The organism is Nocardia sienata NBRC 100364, from assembly GCF_001613205.1.
Lineage (GTDB): Bacteria > Actinomycetota > Actinomycetes > Mycobacteriales > Mycobacteriaceae > Nocardia > Nocardia sienata.
Window position 1 is genome coordinate 12389 of the sequence record NZ_BDBX01000001.1, and the last position, 20907, is coordinate 33295.

23 protein-coding genes are annotated in these 20907 nt (G+C 65.2%); 20 read left to right on the top strand and 3 right to left on the bottom strand.

Annotated features, from left to right (window positions below; translation table 11 throughout):
• Window positions 1–4 precede the first annotated feature (4 nt).
• The 3 genes from NS4_RS00040 to NS4_RS00050 form a co-directional block, all read right to left on the bottom strand.
• Window positions 5–373 carry a nuclear transport factor 2 family protein gene (locus NS4_RS00040; RefSeq protein WP_063057382.1) on the bottom strand — a complete coding sequence of 123 codons (369 nt, stop codon included), beginning with the start codon at window positions 371–373 and terminating at the stop codon, window positions 5–7.
• Between the two features lie 363 nt (window positions 374–736).
• Window positions 737–1975: a cytochrome P450 family protein gene (locus NS4_RS00045; protein ID WP_063057383.1), complete on the bottom strand. Its 1239-nt coding sequence runs from the start codon at window positions 1973–1975 to the stop codon at window positions 737–739.
• 289 nt (window positions 1976–2264) lie between these two features.
• Window positions 2265–3515, bottom strand: coding sequence for a helix-turn-helix domain-containing protein (locus NS4_RS00050; RefSeq protein ID WP_157105796.1), 1251 nt, complete (start codon window positions 3513–3515; stop codon window positions 2265–2267).
• Between the two features lie 200 nt (window positions 3516–3715).
• Between NS4_RS00050 and NS4_RS00055 the strand changes: the two genes are divergently transcribed.
• The 20 genes from NS4_RS00055 (at window position 3716) to NS4_RS00150 (ending at window position 20903) form a co-directional block, all read left to right on the top strand.
• Entirely contained in the window at window positions 3716–4519 is an 804-nt protein-coding gene (locus tag NS4_RS00055; protein ID WP_063057385.1) for an alpha/beta fold hydrolase, read from the top strand.
• Window positions 4520–4913: 394 nt separating this feature from the next.
• Window positions 4914–5480, top strand: coding sequence for a histidine phosphatase family protein (locus tag NS4_RS31885; protein ID WP_063057386.1), 567 nt, complete (start codon window positions 4914–4916; stop codon window positions 5478–5480).
• Between the two features lie 533 nt (window positions 5481–6013).
• Window positions 6014–7384, top strand: coding sequence for an MFS transporter (locus NS4_RS00065; RefSeq protein WP_063057387.1), 1371 nt, complete (start codon window positions 6014–6016; stop codon window positions 7382–7384).
• Window positions 7385–7409: 25 nt separating this feature from the next.
• Window positions 7410–8054, top strand: a complete 645-nt coding sequence (locus NS4_RS00070) for a GntR family transcriptional regulator (RefSeq protein WP_063057388.1) — start codon at window positions 7410–7412, stop codon at window positions 8052–8054.
• Between the two features lie 25 nt (window positions 8055–8079).
• The gene (locus NS4_RS00075; protein WP_063057389.1) at window positions 8080–8892 is read left to right on the top strand and encodes a carbon-nitrogen family hydrolase; all 813 of its coding nucleotides are present in this window, start codon (window positions 8080–8082) and stop codon (window positions 8890–8892) included.
• Window positions 8889–9587: a DUF2848 family protein gene (locus NS4_RS00080; protein ID WP_063057390.1), complete on the top strand. Its 699-nt coding sequence runs from the start codon at window positions 8889–8891 to the stop codon at window positions 9585–9587. Before NS4_RS00075 ends, NS4_RS00080 begins: the two co-directional genes overlap by 4 nt.
• Window positions 9571–11025 carry a 4-hydroxyphenylacetate 3-hydroxylase family protein gene (locus tag NS4_RS00085; RefSeq protein WP_063057391.1) on the top strand — a complete coding sequence of 485 codons (1455 nt, stop codon included), beginning with the start codon at window positions 9571–9573 and terminating at the stop codon, window positions 11023–11025. The genes NS4_RS00080 and NS4_RS00085 overlap by 17 nt, the downstream gene beginning before the upstream one ends.
• A gap of 11 nt (window positions 11026–11036) precedes the next feature.
• Window positions 11037–11384, top strand: coding sequence for a cupin domain-containing protein (locus NS4_RS00090; protein ID WP_063057392.1), 348 nt, complete (start codon window positions 11037–11039; stop codon window positions 11382–11384).
• 9 nt (window positions 11385–11393) lie between these two features.
• Entirely contained in the window at window positions 11394–11918 is a 525-nt protein-coding gene (locus NS4_RS00095) for a flavin reductase family protein (protein WP_063057393.1), read from the top strand.
• Between the two features lie 307 nt (window positions 11919–12225).
• Window positions 12226–13923, top strand: coding sequence for an amidohydrolase (locus NS4_RS00100; protein ID WP_063057394.1), 1698 nt, complete (start codon window positions 12226–12228; stop codon window positions 13921–13923).
• Window positions 13924–14293: 370 nt separating this feature from the next.
• On the top strand, window positions 14294–15025 hold the full coding sequence (locus NS4_RS00105) for a hypothetical protein (protein ID WP_063057395.1): 732 nt from the start codon (window positions 14294–14296) through the stop codon (window positions 15023–15025).
• A gap of 59 nt (window positions 15026–15084) precedes the next feature.
• On the top strand, window positions 15085–16581 hold the full coding sequence (locus NS4_RS00110) for a YHS domain-containing protein (RefSeq protein ID WP_063057396.1): 1497 nt from the start codon (window positions 15085–15087) through the stop codon (window positions 16579–16581).
• A 26-nt stretch (window positions 16582–16607) separates the two neighbouring features.
• Complete coding sequence (locus NS4_RS00115; RefSeq protein WP_063057397.1) at window positions 16608–16868, top strand: toluene-4-monooxygenase system B family protein; 261 nt, start codon at window positions 16608–16610, stop codon at window positions 16866–16868.
• Entirely contained in the window at window positions 16869–17204 is a 336-nt protein-coding gene (locus NS4_RS00120; RefSeq protein ID WP_063057398.1) for an MmoB/DmpM family protein, read from the top strand.
• The gene (locus tag NS4_RS00125) at window positions 17201–18187 is read left to right on the top strand and encodes an aromatic/alkene monooxygenase hydroxylase subunit beta (RefSeq protein ID WP_063057399.1); all 987 of its coding nucleotides are present in this window, start codon (window positions 17201–17203) and stop codon (window positions 18185–18187) included. The genes NS4_RS00120 and NS4_RS00125 overlap by 4 nt, the downstream gene beginning before the upstream one ends.
• 1 nt (window position 18188) lies before the next feature.
• Window positions 18189–19301, top strand: coding sequence for a 2Fe-2S iron-sulfur cluster-binding protein (locus tag NS4_RS00130; protein WP_245664909.1), 1113 nt, complete (start codon window positions 18189–18191; stop codon window positions 19299–19301).
• Window positions 19270–19605 carry a Rieske 2Fe-2S domain-containing protein gene (locus NS4_RS00135; protein ID WP_063057401.1) on the top strand — a complete coding sequence of 112 codons (336 nt, stop codon included), beginning with the start codon at window positions 19270–19272 and terminating at the stop codon, window positions 19603–19605. The genes NS4_RS00130 and NS4_RS00135 overlap by 32 nt, the downstream gene beginning before the upstream one ends.
• A 31-nt stretch (window positions 19606–19636) precedes the next feature.
• Entirely contained in the window at window positions 19637–19876 is a 240-nt protein-coding gene (locus NS4_RS00140; RefSeq protein WP_063057402.1) for a tautomerase family protein, read from the top strand.
• Between the two features lie 21 nt (window positions 19877–19897).
• Window positions 19898–20614, top strand: coding sequence for a 5-oxoprolinase subunit PxpA (locus tag NS4_RS00145; protein WP_063057403.1), 717 nt, complete (start codon window positions 19898–19900; stop codon window positions 20612–20614).
• A 43-nt stretch (window positions 20615–20657) separates the two neighbouring features.
• Complete coding sequence (locus tag NS4_RS00150) at window positions 20658–20903, top strand: acetyl-CoA carboxylase (protein ID WP_063057404.1); 246 nt, start codon at window positions 20658–20660, stop codon at window positions 20901–20903.
• The last annotated feature ends 4 nt before the right edge of the window (window positions 20904–20907 follow it).

The following is a 20907-nucleotide window of genomic DNA, read 5'->3' on the forward strand; positions in this document are numbered from 1 at the left end:
CTGATCACACCATCGGCTGGTAGAAGTAGGTGTTCCGGCGGGTGAAGTTGCCGTCCGGGGCAACATCGAAGAAGTCGGCGAATCGCAGCGAAACACGCTCACCGGTGCGGAGCGTTCCGGTGAATTCACCCTGCACGGCAATGGCATCCGCGCCCTCCACCAGGGACCGTACCGTGTGCTTGCCGCACCTGATCCTGCGCTGGTCGCGGTAAAAGGCTTCCAAAGCGGCACGGCCGACGAACGGATCGTAACCAGGACGGGAGTATTCGACGTCCGGTGCGAACAATTCGACGATTCCGGCGATGTCACCGGCGTCTACGAGTCGGTAGTAGTCGAGAACCCGGTTCGCGGTCGGTGAGTGTTGATCATTCATTTGTCGCACCTACGGGACAGCGGATCATGCCGCGCCCACCGTACCGTACTGTGTCGCCTTCCCGATGTAGGGAACATGAGCTCGAGTTGGTGTCCTATTCGGTTGACGCAGAAGAAGATTCGTCCGGCAGCCGGTGCGGACGCCCGGGCCGATGGCCGAAAGAGGCGTGGCCGGAAGGAGATTAGCGACTTCAGGTGTATCCGTTCGAGAGTCCGACCTATGATGTCGACGGATTGCAGGAGAGCGTCGGCCGTGAAGAAGCTGTACCAGTAGGAGATTCGGCCGCTGCCGGGTTATCGGCGCAGCCCCCCCCGCGGCCGCTGCGACCCGGTGATTCCGGGCCGCGGCGGTGCGGGCAAGTAGCTACGGTCCGGGAAGGGAATCCACACTGAATGGTGGGGACTTGGGGAAGACAACTGGCAGGGCGGTCAGTGCCCGGTGGAACGGACCTGGCCGCCAGATCAATTCCTCGGCCGGAACAGCCAGCCGCATCTCGGGTAGCGCATCGAGCAACTGGTCGATGGCGTCTGCGGCGATCAATGAGGCCAACCGCGTCGCAGGGCACGCGTGCGGCCCGATGCTCCACGCCAGATGCGACCGATTGCCGAGGAACGCGCCGGAGATCGCAGGGTCGTTATTGCAGGCGGACAAGCTGATGAGGACCGGCTGGTGGGCGGGCAGCCAGGTGTTACCGATCAGGATCGGCTGACGCGGGTAGGTGGTGGCGTAGTTGGCTACAGGTGGATCGGTGAACAAGACCTCATCGAGCGCATCGTGCGTTGACAGGCTGCCACCGAGCACATCGCCTGCGAACCGGTCATCGGTAAGAATCAACAGCAGCGTATTCGAAATCAGGTTCTGCTGCGGCTCCAATGCCGCACCGTAGAGGCTGATGATGTTCGCCAGGAGTTCTTCTTCATCGAGCTCGGCGGGGTGCTGCACCATTCGTGTGGCAATGTCGTCGCCGGGCTCGGTTCGTTTGCACTCGATCAGCTCCAATAGCGCTTCGCTGAGCATCGACATCCCCAGAGCGGCATTGTCGTCGACGGAGTTGTACAGGTGCGTCATACCGTTCGCGACTCGGAGGCCCAGTTCCGGTGGGCAACCCAGCATATCGTTGAGGCCCGCGAAGACCAGCGGGAACGCATACTGGCTCAGCAAGTCGGCCTCGCCTGCCTCGCAGAAGGTATTGATCAGGGGGATGGCTATGCGCTCCACCGCGGCGTGCCGACCGTACAAATCCACTCCATCGAGCGCCGCGACGTTGACTTGCCGATACCTGGCGTGCGCTTCGCCCGAGTTGCGCAGCGGCCCCGGATACCACTTCATCATCGCTTTGATTGGACAGCTGTCGGGAATCTTCTCCTGCCAGACGCGGGGATCGGCCGGGAAGTGTTCGGGGTCATTGAGGATCCGTACTGCCTCATGGTAGCCGATCACCAAGGTGGCGTACGTCCCCGGTGCGAGTTCCACCGGCACAAAAGAACCGAAACGGCGGCGCATCTCGCGATAGGTGCTATGGGGATCCGCAGCGTACTCGGATGTGTACAACGCGATGGGTGAGCCGTCGACGGCGGCCGGCGGACCAGTGAGAGTGGTCAAATACGTAACTCCTGACGCGCTTGAAACAGGAACTCGACAACATTGTTCACCACTTCGAGCATCCCTGCCCACCCCAGGACCGTCCGAGTGCATCTCCGGCGACGCCGACAGCGCCCCCCTTTTTTCCGGGCGTCGGCAGCATGCTGATGGGCCCGCACCACACTCGAATCGCCCGAAACGATCCAATCGACCTCACCGATCGAGTCGTCGCTGACGATCACTTCTTCGAGTCCGGACCGACCGCTGTTCTATACAGAGAATCGCGCTGGGATGCGCAATGCTGTTCGGCTCAGTTGGTTGGTGCGGTCCTGTCGGGGCCCGGGACCCGGGGGCGGATCCGCTGCCGTAGCCGCTGGATGCCGGGTGCGGTGGAGCCCGGGAGTATTTCGGTGCCGCCCCGGGACGGTTCGGTGGAACTGTTGTCGCGCACCGCTGCAAGGAGATCGCAGTAGATCCGCGGGTCCAGCCGGTAGGGGTCGGAGGACAGGCGATAGCCGAGAATCCGGCGCAGGCGCGCGAGTTCGGCGCGTACGGTCACCGTCTTGCTGTTGTCGCCGTACAGCCCCTCGGCGAGGTCCGCCGCGGTCGAACCCGCCGGGTGTGCCAGCAGCAACACCAGCAACTCGCTGTGCCGCGGACTGAGTTCGTGTACCGCACCGTCCATCCACAGCGCGACCCGGTTGCGGCCCAGCGCGACCACCCGCGGCATCTGCTCGGTGGCGTCCTCGGACAGTGCGTGGACCGCGTACGGTCCGTCCGGCGCGAGCTGTTCCACCGCGACGCGGCGACCGCCGGGCAGCACCGTCTCACCGTCCCGGACCGGTCCGGGCCACACCGACGGCAGCCAGCCCGGGGGAGCGGCGTAGAGGACATGGCCGTCCGGCGATATCAGTGCCCCGAGATCACCTGACCGTTGTAGTACTCGATCGAGATAGCGGGTCCGCAGTTCGGCATCGCGGCGTCCGGCCAGCTCACGCAGATGGGCCTCGGCCAGCCGCGCGGCGGCGGTCACCAGCGGCATGGCCAATTTGTTCGTACTGCTCGTCCGGCACGTCACATCGACGACACCGATCACCGCGCCGCTGCGCGGATCGCGAATCGGTGCGGCCGTACAGGTGAAATCGGCGGCGACCGAGAGATAGTGCTCGGGTCCGCGTACCTGGAACGCCCGGCCGAGCGCCAGCGCGGTACCTACTCCGTTGGTGCCCGCCTCGGCTTCGTGCCAGCGCGCACCTGGTACGAGATTGGCGCGTTCGGCGGTCCGGCGGGCCGTGGGGTCACCGTGGACCCAGAGCAGATGCCCCTCCGCGTCGCCGCCGAACAGGACATGGCCCGGTTCGGTGGCCACCGCCTGCAGGCTCGCGAACAACACCGGCCACGCCGCGGCCAGCCGCCGGTCGCGCGGCCCGGATCGGAGTTCGTCGGTGCTGAGCCGCACTTCGGGTAGATGTCGGTCCGGATGCAGACCGTGATGTCGGGCCCGGTCCCACGAAGCCCGCACGTCCGGGCGCACCGTCCGACTCTTTCCTGTCCCTACCATGCGCCTGCCTCGGGATAGTGCGATCCGCGCCCGACGGCGATCGCGTTGCCGGTGCGTCCCATGAGGAATAGCACGGAGCGGGAAGGTGGACAAACGCCCGGAACGGCGTTGCAACGTTGCTGCAACCGTGCGGCCGGTGCTGGGCCCGGAGGTCGGGGTCCGGTCATCGTAGGAGCCCGCCCCACGAACCGGAGGTATCGATGCCGTACCTGGAACTGCCCGACGGAGTGCCGCTGTACTACGAGGACCACGGCTCCGGCCGACCCGTCGTGCTCATCCACGGCTGGACCATGAACTCCACCTTCTGGGCGCAGAATGTGCCCGCTCTGGCCGAGCAGCACCGGGTGATCACGGTCGATCTTCGCGGGCACGGTTCCTCGGGCAAAACCGAGGACGGGCATACGCTCGCCCAGTACGCCCGGGACGTGCAGGACCTGATCACACACCTGGGACTGGAGCGGGTCTCGCTGGCCGGATGGTCGATGGGGGTGGCCGTCGCGCTCGCGTATGTGCAGCAGTTCGGTTGCGCGAACCTGCGTTCGGTCGTGTTCATCGACCAGTCGCCGCGTTTTCTGGACGGTCCGGACTGGGAATTCCCCTTGCAGGGCGGCTACTCGGACAATGATCTGGCGCTGTTCGTCCAAGCCGTCCGGCATGCCCGCCCGCTGGTGATCAAGCCGTTCATCGCCGCGTGTTTCGCGCAGACACCGCCCGAGGACGTGATCGACGCGATCTACGCGGAAACGATGAAGATGTCCACGGCTGCCGCCTGTGCCATCTGGTATGACATGGCCTTCGCCGATCTCCGGGCGGTCCTGCCGGAGGTCACGGTGCCGGCCCTGCTGGTGTACGGTGCCCAGAGCAAGATCTTTCCCGGCCCGCTCGACGAGTGGATCGCCGCGCAACTGCCCGACGCGACCGTTACGCGCTTCGCGGACAGTGGTCACGCCCCGTTCTCCGAGGAGCCCGAGCGGTTCAACCAGGTGCTCGCCGAATTCCTGTGACCCGATCGCGGGCGCGTCGGCGAACCGCAACCGACCCCGGCTGTACGGTCTGCTCGACCTGGTAGCCCGCTGATGTTCGACATGGTGCATGCGGCCACCATGTCGAGCATCCGCACCGCAATTCGGCGACACGACCGGACACGGCCGCCGCTGCGTTACCGAATACGGCGGCCACATCTCGATCCCGGGCCGCCGTCCGCCACGCCGCCGGAATCCGCATCTGCGAGCGGGTCCTGCTCGCCGCCGATCCCGGCCGAGCGCTGCTGGTCGTCTATCCCGCCGACGTCGTCGACAAAATCCTCGCCCGCCACGTCGACGAAGGAAGACCGCCGGTCGACGAGGTGTTCGCCAATGGAAGGTTCTCGGACGAAATGAATGCCGAAACACTTCGTCCGTGAGGTCCACGATCTTCCTGGTGCGGCACGCTCGGTCTGTCCCACCCACACCGAACGGGCCCGACGAGTACCAGCGGTCGTTGACCGAGACAGGCAGGGCACAGGCCAACCAGCTCGCCGATCGCCTCGCCGATCTCGACCCCGGCGTGGTCATATCAAGCCCTTACCTGCGCGCCGTCCAAACCCTCGAACCTGCCGCCCAGCAATGGAACCTACCGATCCACACCGACCCGCGGCTACGCGAGTGGGATTCGGGAATCGAACCAACTCCCGACCATGCGCGCCATTACGCGCAGAGCTGGGCCCACCCACAGCGGGCGCGCCCGGGTGCCGAAAGCCTGCACGAACTCACCGAGCGTGCGGTCCACACCCTGACCGATATTGTCGACGGCCTTCAGGGTCGACCCGCCGTCATCGGCAGTCACGGCACGTTCATCGCGCGAGCACTGATCGGGCTCGGATGCTTGGGTGTCAGCCGGGATTTCCAGCAGGCGATGCCGATGCCTGCGGTCTACCGGCTCGAGTTCGGCGGCTCAATCGTTTACGCGGTCGGGCCAGGCCTCTGACCGGTGTGGCGTCTGACCAACGCACAGTCGACAGACGCCACCCGCAGCGGGTTTTCGCAGGCCAGGACCGTAGAGGGTAGCTGTGTACGCGCCGATATCGTTCAGGATGATCGCGGTCATGTCGCCGTTCGGGCGCGATGGCGAGGAACATCGCTCCTCACCGATGGCGCTAGTGCACGCGCCGGCCGTCCTCCTTCGGAGTCGGTCGCGAGAGGGCGGCGGTCGACGGCTGCGGTGGAATGCGGATGGTCCTGTGTCGCGGGGTAGGCGAGCGCTCGCCGATAAGGGACCCGTTTCTGCACCGGGGGCCGAGCTCCGCGCAGCACTTGCTTGATTGTGGACTGATGGTATACAACTTGTACACGTCTTGATCGTGACCGGGTTCACAGCCGGTTCGAAGGGCGGGAGGCTCGGTGGTTGCGCCAACAACCACCGAGCCGGGCAGCACCATCCATCACCCGTTTCCGACATCTATATGCAGATAGATGTGGGCGATGGATCGTCAGACAGCGACGAATCGACGAGGAGTCGACATGGCATCCGCCAGAACCAAACCTACCAATCGGCGAGCGCATACGAGTTTGCCGGTTGTCGCGGGGTCCAGCCTCGCGGGCACCGCCGTGGAGTGGTACGACTTTTTTCTGTACGGCACCGCCGCCGCGCTGGTGTTCAACAAACTGTTCTTCCCATCGGAGGATCCGCTGGTCGGCACGATGCTGGCCTTCGCTACCTATGCCGTCGGGTTTATCGCCCGTCCGCTGGGTGCGGCGGTGCTCGGACACTTCGGCGACCGCCAGGGCCGCCGGGCCACGCTGATCGCCAGCCTGCTGCTGATGGGTGTGTCGACCTTCCTCATCGCCCTGCTGCCGACCTACGCCTCCATCGGCATCACCGCTCCGCTGCTGCTGGTGCTGTTGCGATTGGTGCAGGGTTTCGCGCTCGGCGGTGAATGGGGCGGTGCGGTGCTGCTGGTCTCCGAGCACGGTGATTCCAAGCGCCGGGCCTTCTGGTCGGCGTGGCCCAACCTGGGTCCACCGCTGGGTAACCTGCTGGCCGCGGGCGCGCTGGCCCTGTTGGGCGCGCTGTTGTCAGAGGAGGCGTTCCTGTCTTGGGGGTGGCGGATCGCGTTCGGTATGTCGGCACTGCTGGTCGTGATCGGCCTGGTGCTGCGGTTGTACGTCACCGAGACACCGCTGTTCGAGCAGGCCAGAGCCGCGACCGGCCCGCAGGTGGTGCGGATGCCGCTGAGTGCCGCGGTCCGCGGTTACTGGCGCCAGATTCTGCTGGCGGCGTTCACCCGGTTCGGGGAGAACGCGGGCTTCTACATCTTCTCGCTGTTCGTCATCACCTATCTCACGCAGATCCTCGATCTGCCACGCAGCACAGGATTGAACGCCGTGATGATCGGGATGGTGGTCGCCCTGGTCGCGATTCCCCTGTTCGCGGTGCTGGCCGACCGGGTCGGACGCCGGCCCATCTATATCGGGGCGTCGGTCGCGACGATCGTGTGGGCGTTCGTATTCTTTGCGCTGCTCGACACTGCCGCCACCGGCTCGATCTTCCTTGCGGTGGCCGTCGGACTGGTGATTTTCGCCGCTTACAGCGCGGTGATCGGTGCCTTCTTCTCCGAACTGTTCCCGACCGAGGTCCGCTATTCGGGCGTATCGCTGGCCTACAACCTGGCCTCGGTGCTGGCCGGATCGCTGGCCCCGATCATCGCCATCGCACTGTACGACCACTTCGGCACCGGCCAGGCCATCGCGGTCTATCTGGCGGTCATGGGAGCGATCTCGCTGGTCGCCGCCCTGGTGGCCCGGGAGACCCGCACTGTGGACCTCGCCGAAGTGGGCGAGGAAACGCCGCGTGCGGGAGCTTCCCCCGACCCGGCTGCAGTTATCCAGTAACCACACCGAGGAAAGGGCATCTCTCATGACGACATCGAAGACCAGCGCGGCCTCCGCGCCGGAGCTGGCTTACGAATGGTTGAAGAACACCATCCTCACCTTGCCCCGCGATGACGAGATGTTCCTCTCCGAGGCCCAGGTCGCCGCGGCCTCGGGCACCTCACGCACCCCCGTCCGCGAAGCCCTTCTGCGGCTCGAGGCGGAAGGGTTCATCCGCCGGGTACCCCACAAGGGCGCCTACATCCCCGCTCTGACGGACAAGGACGTCGACGATGTGATGCAGGCCCGGCGGGTCGTGGAGGAGTGGTCGATCACCCAGGTCGCGCCGAACCCCGGACGTGTTCCCGACCGGCTGCGTGAGCTGATCGCCGAGCAGGAGCACGATACCGATCCGGTGGAGTTCATCGCCCACGACCTCGAATTCCACACCACGGTCATCCGCGCGGCGGGCAACCAGGTGATGCACGAGTTCTACCGTTCGCTGCGCGACCGGCAGATGCGGATGGGCGTGCGCATCATGCTCTCCGACGAACAGCGCAAGAAGCAGGTCCTCGTCGAACACAGCGCCATCCTCGACGCCCTGGCCGAGCGAGACACCGAGGCAGCCATTCGCGCCGTGCGCGAGCATCTCGACACCACCCTGTGCTCACTGAAACAACCCAGATTCTGACCCACTGACAACCAAGGACGGATTGATGAGAGTCGCCCTGGCACAGATAGCCAGTCCCGACACCGAAACCCCGGCCCACCGGCTCGAACGGGTACGCCGGTCGCTGGCCGACTTCAGCGCCGACGCCGACCTGATCGTGCTGCCCGAACTGTGGCGCGTCGGCTACAACCACTTCGATGACTACGAGGCGACCGGCGAGACCCTCGACGGTCCCACCGTCCAGGTGCTGCAGACCGTGGCTCGCGACCGGCGCTGCTACGTGCACGTGGGCAGCATCGTCGAACGCACCGACAGCGGCAAACTGCGCAATACCGCGGTGCTCATCGACCCGGACGGCCGGATCGCGCACCACTACAGCAAGGTCCACGTTTTCGGCTACCGGTCTCGTGAAGCGGGGCTGCTGCTGCCTGGTCAGCGGATCCGGGTCACCGATACGGCGTTCGGGCCCACCGCCGCGACCACCTGCTACGACCTGCGCTTCCCCGGTCTGTGGACCGAATTGGTCCGCACCGGTGCCGAGATCGTCATCGTGCCCGCCGCCTGGCCGAAAGCCCGGCTGGCGCACTGGCGTCTGCTCACGTCCGCCCGCGCGGTGGACAACCAGGTCGTCGTCATCGCCTGCAACGCGGTCGGTACCCACGGTGGGGTGGAGCTGGGTGGTCACAGCCGAGTCGTCGACCCGTGGGGCGAGGTACTCGCCGAGGCCGATGATTCCGAGGGATTCACCGTCGTCGAGATCGACCCCGCCGTTGTCGGGCGTACCCGTACGGAGTTCCCGGTGCTGGGCGATCGGCTCGACGACTACGGTGTCCTGGCTCCGCGGGAGGTGCTGTCATGACCGACGCCATTACCGATCTGTTGACCTGCACCGTCCTCGGCTCCGGTGAGATCCTGCGTTTCGACGGCGCGCGCGCGCTGGTCGCGGGCTACACCGGTCGCAACGAGGCCGCTGTGCGTCACCATATCGACGAGCTGGCCGCGATCGGTGTCGCACCCCCGGAGGCCGTGCCGATGCTGTACTCGGTTGCCACCGCCACGGTCACCACCGCGGCCACTACGCCGGTACCCAGCACCGACACCTCCGGCGAAGTGGAACCGGTCATCCTGCGCCACAGCGGCCGTTACTTCCTCGGCGTCGGCTCCGACCACACCGACCGCACGCTCGAAACCATCGATATCGGCGAGTCCAAACGGGCCTGCGCCAAGCCGGTCGGGCCGAATGTCGTCGAGATCGGCAACTGGGACGTCTTCGACTGGGATGCCTGCCGAGCCCGCAGCTGGGTGGACGGCCGGCTCTACCAGGACGGGACGCTCGCGGCCCTGCGCACGCCCGCCGACCTGCTTGCGATCATCACCGCCCGGCTCGGCGACGACGGGAGCGACCTCGTCTGCTTCGCCGGGACCCTGCCGCTGCTCGACGGCCGTTTCACCCCCGGCGAGCGCTGGGACCTCGAACTCGTGTTGCCCGACGGGCGCGCCCTGACCCACACCTACACCACTACCGAAGGAGCTCTGGATGCGTACGGGAGCTGAGTACCTGGCCTCGCTGAACGACGGAAGGGTCGTCCTCGTCGACGGTGAGCAGGTCGGCGACGTCACGACCCACCCTGCGTTCGCGCCCGTTGCGCAGACCATCGCCGAACTGTTCGACCTGGCCGCCGACCCGGCCGGCGGGATGCAGTACACCGCACCGGAAACCGGCGCCACCGCCAACCGGGTGTTCGGCATTCCGCGCAGCCAGGATGAACTGCGCGCCCGCCGCGAAGCCATTCAGACCTGGGCTCAGCACACGCACGGCTGGGTGGGGCGCAGCCCCGACCATGTCGGCACCTTCCTCGCCTCATTCGCCGCGCACCCGGAGGTTTTCGCCGACGGTGCCCGCGACTTCTCCGCCAATGTCACCGCGTTCCACCGGCGGCTGCTTGCGGAGAACCTGTATGTCTCCTACGCGATCATTCCGCCGCAGGTTTCGCGCGCGACCACCGCCTCGGGCTGGGAGGGGGAATTCCTCCAGGTCGGTGTCGTCCGCGAAACCGAGGAGGGGATCATTGTGCGAGGCTCGCAGATGCTGGCCACCGGTGCGGCCATCGCCGACGAGATCCTGGTGTCCTGCATCAAGCCGCTGGGTCCGGACGATCAGGACTTCGCGGTGTCGTTTGTCGTCCCCGCCAACGCCACCGGCCTGAAGCTCTACTGCCGTCGTCCCTACGCCCCGGCCGCGACCAGCAGTTTCGACTACCCGCTGACCAGCCGTTACGACGAGCCCGACGCCCTGGTCGTATTCGACGATGTCCTCATCCCGTGGGACCGGGTCTTCGTCGATCGCGATACCACCGGCGTGCGGCGGCAGTTCTTCGATACGGGAGCACACGCGCTCGGCAACTGGCAGGCCCAGATCCGCTTCGCCACCAAGCTGCGGTTCATCGCCGGCGTGGCCCGGCGAGTCACCCAGGTCAACGGTGTCGACAAGATCCCCAGCGTCCAGGAGAAGCTCGGTGAACTCGCCGCGCTCGTAGCAGGTGTCGAATCGGCCGTGCTGGCCGCCGAGTACACCGCGACCGCCGACGAGGCGGGCCAGTGGGTGCCCGGCAAGCGCGCGCTGTACGGATCGATGGGTCTGCAGTCGGAGATCTATCCGCGCGTGCTGTCGATCTTGCGTGATCTGGTGGGCGGGGGTGTCCTGCAATTGCCGTCCAGCGTCGCGGATCTCACCAGTCCGCTCACCTCCGGCGACCTGACGCACTATGTGCAGTCACCCGGGGTGCCCTCCGAGGAGCGCATCAAGCTGTTCAAACTGGCCTGGGACATCATCGGGTCCGAATTCGCCGGGCGCCACCAGCAGTACGAGTTGTTCTACGCGGGTGCGCCGTTCGTGGTGAAGGGCGCCTATACCTATCGCAACTACGGCTACGAGGAGCCGCTGCGCGATGTGGAGCAGTTCCTCGCCGCCTACAAGTCCGAGACCGCCTGAGAGGCACCACAATGGCCAAGCCCGAATTCGAGTTCTTCCCCGTCACCGATGTCGAGTACACCGTCTGCCCTGGTGACAATCCCGCCATTACCGAACGCATTCTCGCGCGCGACCCAGAAGGTAACGTCGCGACCCGAATTCTGCGTTATGAGCCCGGCGCCGACTCCACACCGATGGGTGTGCAGCGGCACGACTTCTGGGAGGAGGTCTACATCCTGGAGGGATCGTTCACCGATCTCACCCTCGGCGAGACCTTCACCGCCGGTATGTATGCCTGCCGGCCACCGGGTATGCCGCACGGTCCCTGGCGCACCGACGAGGGCGTCGTGACCTTCGAAGTTCGCTACCACAGCAGGTAGGAGCCTGCCATGACGCTACCCGCATTCCAGTGTCCGACCCCGACGGACATGCGACGCAGTATGGGGCGATTCACCACCGGGGTGGCGATCGTCAGTGCCGACGACGGGACCGGCGATCCCTGCGCGATGACGATCAGCTCCCTCACCTCGGTGAGTCTCGAACCTCCGATTCTGCTCGTCTCGCTCACCCATGGCAGCCGCACCACCGACGCGGTCGAAACCACCGGGACCTTCGCTGTCTCGATTCTGGGCGCCCGTCAGGAAGCGATTGCGCGGCGATTCGCCACTCGTGGCGGGGCGCGGTTCGAAGGTATTCCAGTGGACCGCAGCCAATCAGGGATTCCGCTGATTCCGGACGCCTTGGCGCAATTGGAATGCCGCGTGCACACCGCGCACGATATCGGCGACCATCGCGTCTTCTACGGTGAGGTCACCGATATGCGGTGGCGCGACGGCGCCGGACTGGCTTTCTACTCGGGCCGCTTCGGCGATTTCCGCGACTTCGGTCACGACGAATTGCCATGGTGGTACTGACCACCGTGTGACTCCCAGCAGGGCAGGTTCTCGATGCCCCACGTCGTGCGGACTCGGACACCGAATATCTGAATCCGTTCACCGAGAATGCCTCTGCTGGGTCATCGCCTGTATACAGGCAGTCTACGGTCGGTCCGGCCGTGACTCGCGACGCCGGTGGCGAGCAGGCGCGACACACCCGCGGAGGTAACCGCCGGAGCAGTCGCGGTCACCTGTCGGATTCGGCGCGGTCGAGTCCGACAGGTATCGGATTCGGCCGCGCCGAGGGGCGGTGCGCAACACGGCACGACGATAGGAATGAATACCAATGAAGAAGTTCCCCGTGCTTCTCGGTGCGGCCGCCCTGGTGGCCGGTCTCATCGCCGGCTGTTCGATCGGCGATGAGGCCCGAGATGCCGACCTCGTGTTGAAGAACGGCCGGATCTACACCGTCGACGACACCCGGCAATGGGCCCAGGCGATCGTGGTCAGCGGTGACCGGATCATCTACGTCGGTGACGACGCCGGCGCGCAGGTATACGAGGACGACGCGGCGCAGGTCGTCGATCTCCACGGCAAGATGGTGACCCCCGGGTTCATCGATGGACACAACCATGCCTACCTCATGGCCGAAAGCCTGTTCTGGCTCGGCCTCGATCGCCACGAAACAGTCGAGGACAAACAGGCCGCGCTGCGCGATTATCGAGCCGCGAATCCGGGCATGCCGCAGCTACGCGGAGTCGGCTGGGACGATATCGCGGCGGACGCCCGCGCGCGCAAAGTGCTGCCCAGACAGCTCATCGACGCGGCGGTGCCCGATATTCCCGTGGCGATCATCGAGAACAGCCACCACACCCTGCTCGTCAACTCGAAGGCGCTCGAACTCGCCGGAATCACCAAGGACACGCCCGATCCCGAGGGCGCGACGATCGTTCGTGACCCGGCCACCGGTGAACCTACCGGAGAGCTCGAGGAATTCGGTGCGGAAAACCTGGTCATCTCCGCATTGCCGCAATCGGATTTCACCGTCGAGCAGTACCGGCAAACCATCCTCGAATGGCAGCGTGTGGCCGCGGAGGACGGAATCACCTCGACCTTCGTGCCCATTCACTACCCGACCGAGACATTGCTGCAAGCATTCCAGCAACTCGACGACGAGAACAAGCTGACAGTCCAGTTCGACCTCGCTCAATGGGCGGACGAGACAAAGGGTGTCTCCCAAGTGGCGCATTTCGTGGAAATGCGCGACAAATACCATGGGTCGAAATTCACGCTGGATACGATCAAGATCTTCGCCGATGGAGTGGGCGAGGCGAAGCTCGTGTGGAAGCAAGACGTACTCGAGGAGACCGTCGCCGCGCTGGACGCGGCGGGCTTCCGAATCTACGTACACGCGATCGGCAGTCCCGGGTTCTACCCGGAGGACAATGCGCTCGATGCCTTCGAGTACGCCGCCCAGCGCAACGGCCGGCGTGACTCCCGGCACGCGATTACGCATCTCGACTGGACGCGCGGCGAGGACCTGGCCCGCTTCCGGGAGCTCGGCGTTATCGCGGTCCCGCAACCGGCCTGGTTCGGCAAGGGCTGGTACGACGATGCGCCCGCGCCGGAAGTGACCAATGCGATGCGCTTCCAGAGCTATCTCGACGCCGGTATCACGGTGTCGTCCTCGAGTGATTTTCCGTCGACCGCCACATTCACTCGCGACATGTACCCCCTCACCGGACTCGAGGCAGGTATGACGCGACTCGATGTCGACACCGCGACCGAGGCCGATCTCGGCAGGGCGCAGAACCCGCAAGAGCGGGCAGCACTCGGAGACCTGATCGAAAGCTACACGATGGGCGGTGCCGAGCTCATCTTCGCCGAGGACGATCGGGGATCACTCGAGGTCGGGAAGAAGGCGGACTTCGTGGTGATCGACAAGAATCTGTTCGACCAGCCCAAGACTTCTGTCGGTGAGGCGAAAGTGCTCGCAACATACTTCGAGGGCCGAGAGGTCTTTCGAGATGGGTCGATGAACTGACGCTCGGCAGAATGCACGACAGGTGCAGTGCCGCAACCGCCGGCCCGCAGGTGCAGATCGATGGCGCCAACGGCGTTGCCGGCGGTTGGGGCAGCCTGTGGGAGCAGTTTTCAGCCGCGCGGATAGCCGCCGTCGATCCCGACCGGCCCGTACCCGCTGCGGCCTCGTCGTGTCCTGGCGTGGGCCGGTAACTTCCGGCGACGGATCATGGACGCGGCGGGCGTGTCGTTGATAAAGGCCACGCTGACCAGGTCTTTCGCCCGGTTGTCCAAATCGCTGAGCGAAGTTGTCCACGATGCGCACATACGGGCATGTGCCCCATGACACATTGTTTCCGTGCAGTGATACACCGCACAGGCAGGAAACAATCATGAACAGTGCTGCACCTGCTGGTACGACCAGCGCTCTGCACGCGCCGCAGCTCATCGCGAATTCCCGGATGCTGTACGTGGTGTGGGTGCCCGCGGACCCGAGCGCCGTGGACAAGATGGTGCCCGCCGGTTTGACGGCGGCGGACAACCGGGCCTGCTACCTCAATCAGTATGTGGTCGAGGACCCGATGCAGACCTCGAATGGAGGCGCGTCGGTCGACTCGTTCGGTGCTTACTCCCTCAGCTACCTCGGCGTCGACCTGGCCGGCCTCGACACCGAGGCGGGGGTACCGGCGCGCTGGTGGACGCACTATTTCAACAGCTCCGAGCCGATGAACCGCTACGCCGCCGAGCGTGGTGTGCCGACCGGCGCCGGCCGCACCGAGCTCGCAGTCACCGAAAACGTGGTCGTCGCCACCACCTTCCTCGACGGCGAGCCGGCCATTCGCACCACGGCACGGTTCGACGACGGGCCGCCGGTCCGTTCGACAGGGCAGTTGCGTTACATCACCCGCGACATCGACGGCTTCGTCAGCGGGCGGTACCCGTTCGTCGCCGATATGGTGCCGGGCTTCGCGGTCGAATCGCTGGAATTCCTGGATCCCGCCCACGACATCTATTCGCTGCGTCCCGCCGATCCCCTGGCGGTGACCTTCGGCTTCTATTCGCCCGACATCACCTTCTGCTACCCGGGCGGCGAGGGCCCGCTGGGCAGCAGGCACGGCAACTGATCCCGCCTGATCCCGACAGCCACACGTCCGACCCGAAGTAGCTCAAAGGAGAAACCACGATGGCACTACTCGACCGCAGCGCCTGGTACGACCTCGCGCGGACCACGGAGTGGACGCCGACCTACATCTCGGCCGACGAACTGTTCCCCCCGGAAATGAGCGGCGGCGAGGGAATTCCGGAGGAGGCCTGGGCGACCTACGACGAGCCGTACAAGGTGTCCTACCGCGAGTACGTCGATGTTCAGCGACAGAAAGACGCGGGCGCCTACTCGGTCAAGGCCGCGCTCGAGCGCAACGACTTGTACAACAAGGCCGACGCCGGATGGATCTCCATCCTCAAGGAGCACTACGCAGCCGTCGCGCTGGTGGAATACGGTGCCGCGCTGCAGGAATCGCGGTTCGTCCGATGGTCCAAAGCCCCCGGCATGCGCAACATGGCCACGTTCGGGATGTTGGACGAAATGCGCCACGGCCAGATCCAGCTGTACTTCCCGCACGAGTACATCAACAAGGACAGGCAGTTCGACTGGTCGCACCAGACGATGTGGACCAACAACTGGGTTGCGCTGGGCGCCCGCCACTACTTCGACGACATCATGATGACGCGCGATGCTGTGGAGACGTCCATCTACGCGAACTTCGCGTTCGAGACCGGCTTCACCAACCTCCAGTTCATCGGGCTGTCCGGTGACGCCGCCAACGCGGGCGACTACACCTTCTCCAAGCTCATCCAAAGCATCCAGTCGGACGAAGCCAGGCACGCGCAGTTGGGCACGCCGCTGCTGCAGATGCTGATCGAGCACGGACAGGTCGCCAAGGCGCAGAACCACATCGACGTGTCGTTCTGGCGGTCCTACCGGCTGTTCACCATCCTGTCGGGAATCCCGATGGACTACTACGTGCCGTTGGATGTCCGTGAGAGCTCCTTCAAGGAATTCATGCAGGAGTGGATCGTCACCCAGTTCATCAAGTCGATCGAAGACCTCGGTCTCCAGAAGCCCTGGTACTGGGACATCTTCATGCGGGACTTGGACGAGCACCACCACGGTCAACATCTCGGCACCTATTCGTGGCGACCGACGCTGTGGTGGCATCCGGCCGCGGGGGTGAGCCCGGAGGAGCGCGATTGGCTCGAGGAGAAATACCCCGGCTGGAACGACACTTTCGGCAAGGTCTGGGACGTCATGATCGACAACTTCACCCGCGGCCGTGCCGACAAGACGATTCCGGGCACTCTGCCGATCACCTGCAACGTCTCCCAGCTTCCGATCGTCGGCACGCCGGGGAAGAGCCTGCGGGACAACACCCTCGTACACGAAGGGCGCAAATATCACTTCGCCTCCGAGGTGGACAAATGGATCTTCGAGCAGGACCCGAACCGGTACAAGCACCACAAGAGCCTGATCGACCGATTCCTCGGCGGCGAGATCCAGCCCGCGAACCTCGAGGGCGTTCTCGAGTACATGGGCCTCGGCGTGGTCAGCGAGGGCGGCGACGACGCGCACAACTACGCGTGGCTCGATCACTACCGCAAGACAGCGGTCCCGGCCAACTGAACGTCGATCGATAAGGAGACACCGCCATGGCCCTGTTCCCCATTTCCGCGAAGTTCGACGGCGACTTCGTACTCAAGCTCGTGCCCGTCGACACCGACGACACGATCGACGAGGTCGCCGCCGCAGCGGCTGCGCACTCTGTCGGCATCCATGTTGCCGATCAGCCGGGCAAGGTCATCCGGGCCCGCGCGGAGGGCGCGGCCGAGCCGTTCCCGCGCGACATGAAGCTGTCCGACACAGCACTCGAGCCGACCGACACCGTCGAGTTCTACTTCAGCGAGGCCTAGATGACTGCCGAATACACCACCAATATCGCAGATCCCGTCGGTCCCGTCGTGCAGGCCGGTGAGATCGCCGACGCCGTCGCGGAAGCCGTCCGCATCGACAACGAGGGAAAGCGCGTCGACATCCGTAACCGCGGTTCCTACGTGCGCGTCGAGGTCGACGGCGGCGAATGCATTCTGCACCGCACCACCATCGAAGAACAGCTCGGGCGTCCGTTCCAGATGCGTGAGCTCGAGGTCAGCATGCCCTCGTTCGTCGGCCGGATCGAGACCGGAACCGAGCGGGTCCGCTTCTACCTCGCCAGCCACGCCACCGCCCGCAAGGAGGAAACCGCATGACCGCGTCACTGCGCCCGCTGAAGACCTGGAGCCACCTCGCCGCGCGCAGGCGCCGCCCCAGCGAGTACGAAATCGTCTCGACGAAGCTGCACTGGCATCTGCGCGACAAGGAGCAGCCCTGGGACGTCGCACACGAGGGCCACATGGCCGACTGGTACCGCCGATACCGCAACGGCAGCCCGGTCCGCCATGCGGACTGGGACGCGTTCCGCGACCCGGACGAGCTCGTCTACCGCTCCTACAACATCCTGCAGGACGGCCAAGAGAATTACGTCGAGGGCCTGCTCGATCAGCACAACGCGGAGGAGCACGACAAGAGTCTCGACTCGGAATGGGTCGCAAGCCTCGCGAAGTTGTATGCGCCCGGCCGGTATCTGTTGCACACCGTGCAGATGAGCAGTGCCTACCTGGTACATATGGCGCCGGCCAGCACCATCAGCAACTGTGCGGCCTTCCAGGCGGCGGACCAATTGCGGTGGCTGTCGCACACTTCGTACCGCACTGCCGAACTGGCCCTGTCGCATCCGTCGTTCGGCCTGGGGACCTCGGAGCGTGCGCACTGGGAGGAATCCCCCGCCTGGCAACGCTTCCGGGAACTCGCCGAATGTGTGCTGGCCACCCGAGACTGGGCGGAATCATTCGTCGCGCTGAACCTGGTTACCAAGCCGGCGATCGACGAGGCGTTCTATCGACAGCAGGCGATCAGCGCTCGTCGGCACGGCGATACCCTTTTCGCGCTGTTGGCCGAGGCCGCCTTGCGCGACAGCGAGCGCTCGCGCCGCTGGTCGATCGAACTCGTCCGCCACCTCGCCGAGAATCCGGAGAACGTTCCGGTCGTTCGGAAGTGGCTGGATCGGTGGACTCCGCTGGCCGATGCCGCGATCGACGCCTTCTGCGCGGAGCTGCCCGACAATCCGGATGCGACATCATCGGCGATCGCCGCGTGTCGCGCCTTCCGCCATCAGTTGCCGCTCGGGGGCTGAGATGAGTCGATCGGAGCATGACGGTCGCCATCCGGGCACCGCTCCGGCAGCGTCGTCGCAGACAGGCGATGTCGTCACAGTGACGACCACCGACGGTCTGTCCTTCCAGTACGCGGAGGGCGACACGCTGCTGCGTGCCGCCCTCCGGGCCGGGATACCCGCCACCTACGAGTGCAACAGCGGCGGATGCGGAACGTGCAAGTTCGTGAAGGAGAGCGGCGAGGTCGACCCGCTCGAACCGGATCCACCCGGCCTCACCGAGCGCGACAGGCGCAAAGGCAGGCTCCTGGCTTGCAGGTCCGCGCCGCGGACCGATTGCACGGTGAAGCTGGTGGCGGGCGCCTCCTGGCCCACAGGCCACGTGCGACCGCGGCGGCGGTCGGTCGAGGTGATCGGCACCCGCACGCTGACACACGACCTGCGCGAAATCACGCTGCGTGCCGACGAGCCGGCGGAGTTCCTGCCCGGTCAGTTCGCGATGCTTTCCGTCGACGCCGCCGGCGAACGCGCGTACTCCATGTCGAATCTGTCGAATCCGCTGGGGGAGTGGCAGTTCCAGGTCAAGCGGGTGCCGGGTGGATTCCTCTCGCCACAGCTGGTGGACGAGTTGCGCGTCGGAGATCGCATCTGTCTCGACGGCCCCTACGGCCACGCGCACCTGCGACCGACCAGCCGTGACGTCGTCTGTATCGCGGGCGGCTCCGGGCTGGCGCCGATGGTCTCAGTTGCCCGCGGACTGGCCTCGCGCGGCGACGCGGGGGCCCGGCGTCTGCATTTCTTCTACGGCGGTCGGAGCGAAAAAGACCTATGCGCGAGGGAGTTCGTGGACGAGGTCGCGTCGCGTCTGGGGCATGCTGTCCTGCACGAAGCGATCTCAGAGGCACCGACCAACGGGTGGACGGGTAACCGTGGATATGTCCACGAACTCGTCGCGAGCTATGGGGTACCGGACCTGGACAACCACGACATCTACGTCGGCGGGCCCGCCGGTAATGACCGACGCCGTCGTCCGGTACCTCGTCCTGGAGCGTCGCGTGCCCACCGAAAGCATCCATTTCGACCGATTCTTCTGAGGACCAATAATGGCATTCGAGCACGTGACCACGTTCGATGAGCTGTGGGAGGGCGAGATGGAGTCCTTCACGGTCGGCGATCAGGAAATTCTTCTTGTCCACCTCGGGGGCGGCGAAGTGGTCGCCACCCAGGCGATCTGCCCCCATCAGCAGGTCGAGCTCGTCGAGGGCGAGCTCGCGGGCGGCACCCTGACCTGCAAGGCCCATCTGTGGCAATTCGATCTCCCGACCTGCAAAGGAGTGAATCCCGGGCATGCGCAACTGGCGAGATTCCCGGTGAAGATCGACGGTGACGATATCTACGTCGACCCGACCGGCGACACGCCCAAGGTTGCTCATTCCTGACAACTTTCACTCCCACCACCGAGGAGATGCCATGCCCTTCGTTCGCATCGATTGGTTTCCGGGCCGGACCCTTGAACAGAAGCGGGAGATGGTCGCGACTCTGACACCAGAAATCGCCAGGATCGCCGACTGCAAGCCCGAAACCATCCAGTTCCTCTTCACCGAAGTGACCCGGGACGACTGGGGACGCAACGGTCGATTGTTCTGCGACTACTACGAGTACGAGAACGACTCCCAATCGGGTACTTCGCCGGACAGTGCGAAGAAATAACACGTCGAAAGCGAGACAACCATGGTCACATTGAATTCTGATATGGGTGAGTCCTTCGGAATTCACACATTCGGCAACGACGACAAACTTGTCGATCTCGTGGACACAGTCAATGTCGCCTGTGGGTTCCACGCGGGGGATCCGACGGGTATTCACGAGACGGTAGCCAAGGCGCTCTCGGCCGGCGTCAGTGTCGGAGCCCACCCCGGTCTGCCCGACCTCGTCGGGTTCGGCCGGCGCGAGATGAAGTTGTTCCCGGACGAGGCGACCGACATCGTCCGATACCAGGTCGGTGCACTTGTCGCGTTCCTCAAGGCCGAGGGCGGCGTGCTCGATCACATCAAGGCGCACGGGGCGCTGTACGGCATGTCGTCACGGGATCCGGAACTGGCCGAGGCGGTGGCGCGCGTGGCCGCCGAATACGAGGTCCCGATCTTCGGTATCGCGGGCACCGAACACGAAACGGCCGCAGGCAAAATCGGCGTTCCGTTCGTCGCCGAATTCTACGTCGACCTCGGTTACCGCGCCGACGGCACGTTGATCGTCGCACGCAGGCCACGCGCGACACCGGTCGACGAAGCGACCAAACGTGCGCACAGGGCCCTCGGCGAAGGAATTGCGACGGCGGTCACCGGCGAAGAATTTCCGATCCGCGTCGATTCGATCTGCGTGCATTCCGATACACCGAACGCCATCGAGATCGCCCAAGCGGTCCGTAATGTCCTCTCCACTTTGTGACGCGCCCGCGCGCGGCCACGTACCCGATTCGAAAGGCACTCCAGTGAGCGAGCACCACGTCATCTCACCGTTGCCCGGCATCTTCTATCGTTCGCCTGCACCGGGGCAGCCGAGCTTCGTCGAGACCGGCACGACTGTCGACGCAGACCAGACCGTCGGCCTCGTCGAGATCATGAAGCAGTTCACCGAGATCAAGGCCGGTGCCCCGGGTGTCCTCACCTCGTTCGCGGTCGAGGACAACGGCACCCTCTCCCCCGGCGACGTCATCGCCGTCATCGAAACGAAGTGAAACC

What these genes read in the sequence shown, in the direction of transcription:
- NS4_RS00040 (WP_063057382.1), bottom strand. Translation starts at nt 373, where the DNA reads ATGAATGATCAACACTCACCGACCGCGAACCGGGTTCTCGACTACTAC.
- NS4_RS00050 (WP_157105796.1), bottom strand. Translation starts at nt 3,515, where the DNA reads ATGGTAGGGACAGGAAAGAGTCGGACGGTGCGCCCGGACGTGCGGGCT.
- NS4_RS00055 (WP_063057385.1), top strand. Translation starts at nt 3,716, where the DNA reads ATGCCGTACCTGGAACTGCCCGACGGAGTGCCGCTGTACTACGAGGAC.
- NS4_RS00065 (WP_063057387.1), top strand. Translation starts at nt 6,014, where the DNA reads ATGGCATCCGCCAGAACCAAACCTACCAATCGGCGAGCGCATACGAGT.
- NS4_RS00070 (WP_063057388.1), top strand. Translation starts at nt 7,410, where the DNA reads ATGACGACATCGAAGACCAGCGCGGCCTCCGCGCCGGAGCTGGCTTAC.
- NS4_RS00075 (WP_063057389.1), top strand. Translation starts at nt 8,080, where the DNA reads ATGAGAGTCGCCCTGGCACAGATAGCCAGTCCCGACACCGAAACCCCG.
- NS4_RS00080 (WP_063057390.1), top strand. Translation starts at nt 8,889, where the DNA reads ATGACCGACGCCATTACCGATCTGTTGACCTGCACCGTCCTCGGCTCC.
- NS4_RS00085 (WP_063057391.1), top strand. Translation starts at nt 9,571, where the DNA reads ATGCGTACGGGAGCTGAGTACCTGGCCTCGCTGAACGACGGAAGGGTC.
- NS4_RS00090 (WP_063057392.1), top strand. Translation starts at nt 11,037, where the DNA reads ATGGCCAAGCCCGAATTCGAGTTCTTCCCCGTCACCGATGTCGAGTAC.
- NS4_RS00095 (WP_063057393.1), top strand. Translation starts at nt 11,394, where the DNA reads ATGACGCTACCCGCATTCCAGTGTCCGACCCCGACGGACATGCGACGC.
- NS4_RS00100 (WP_063057394.1), top strand. Translation starts at nt 12,226, where the DNA reads ATGAAGAAGTTCCCCGTGCTTCTCGGTGCGGCCGCCCTGGTGGCCGGT.
- NS4_RS00105 (WP_063057395.1), top strand. Translation starts at nt 14,294, where the DNA reads ATGAACAGTGCTGCACCTGCTGGTACGACCAGCGCTCTGCACGCGCCG.
- NS4_RS00110 (WP_063057396.1), top strand. Translation starts at nt 15,085, where the DNA reads ATGGCACTACTCGACCGCAGCGCCTGGTACGACCTCGCGCGGACCACG.
- NS4_RS00115 (WP_063057397.1), top strand. Translation starts at nt 16,608, where the DNA reads ATGGCCCTGTTCCCCATTTCCGCGAAGTTCGACGGCGACTTCGTACTC.
- NS4_RS00120 (WP_063057398.1), top strand. Translation starts at nt 16,869, where the DNA reads ATGACTGCCGAATACACCACCAATATCGCAGATCCCGTCGGTCCCGTC.
- NS4_RS00125 (WP_063057399.1), top strand. Translation starts at nt 17,201, where the DNA reads ATGACCGCGTCACTGCGCCCGCTGAAGACCTGGAGCCACCTCGCCGCG.
- NS4_RS00130 (WP_245664909.1), top strand. Translation starts at nt 18,189, where the DNA reads ATGAGTCGATCGGAGCATGACGGTCGCCATCCGGGCACCGCTCCGGCA.
- NS4_RS00135 (WP_063057401.1), top strand. Translation starts at nt 19,270, where the DNA reads ATGGCATTCGAGCACGTGACCACGTTCGATGAGCTGTGGGAGGGCGAG.
- NS4_RS00140 (WP_063057402.1), top strand. Translation starts at nt 19,637, where the DNA reads ATGCCCTTCGTTCGCATCGATTGGTTTCCGGGCCGGACCCTTGAACAG.
- NS4_RS00145 (WP_063057403.1), top strand. Translation starts at nt 19,898, where the DNA reads ATGGTCACATTGAATTCTGATATGGGTGAGTCCTTCGGAATTCACACA.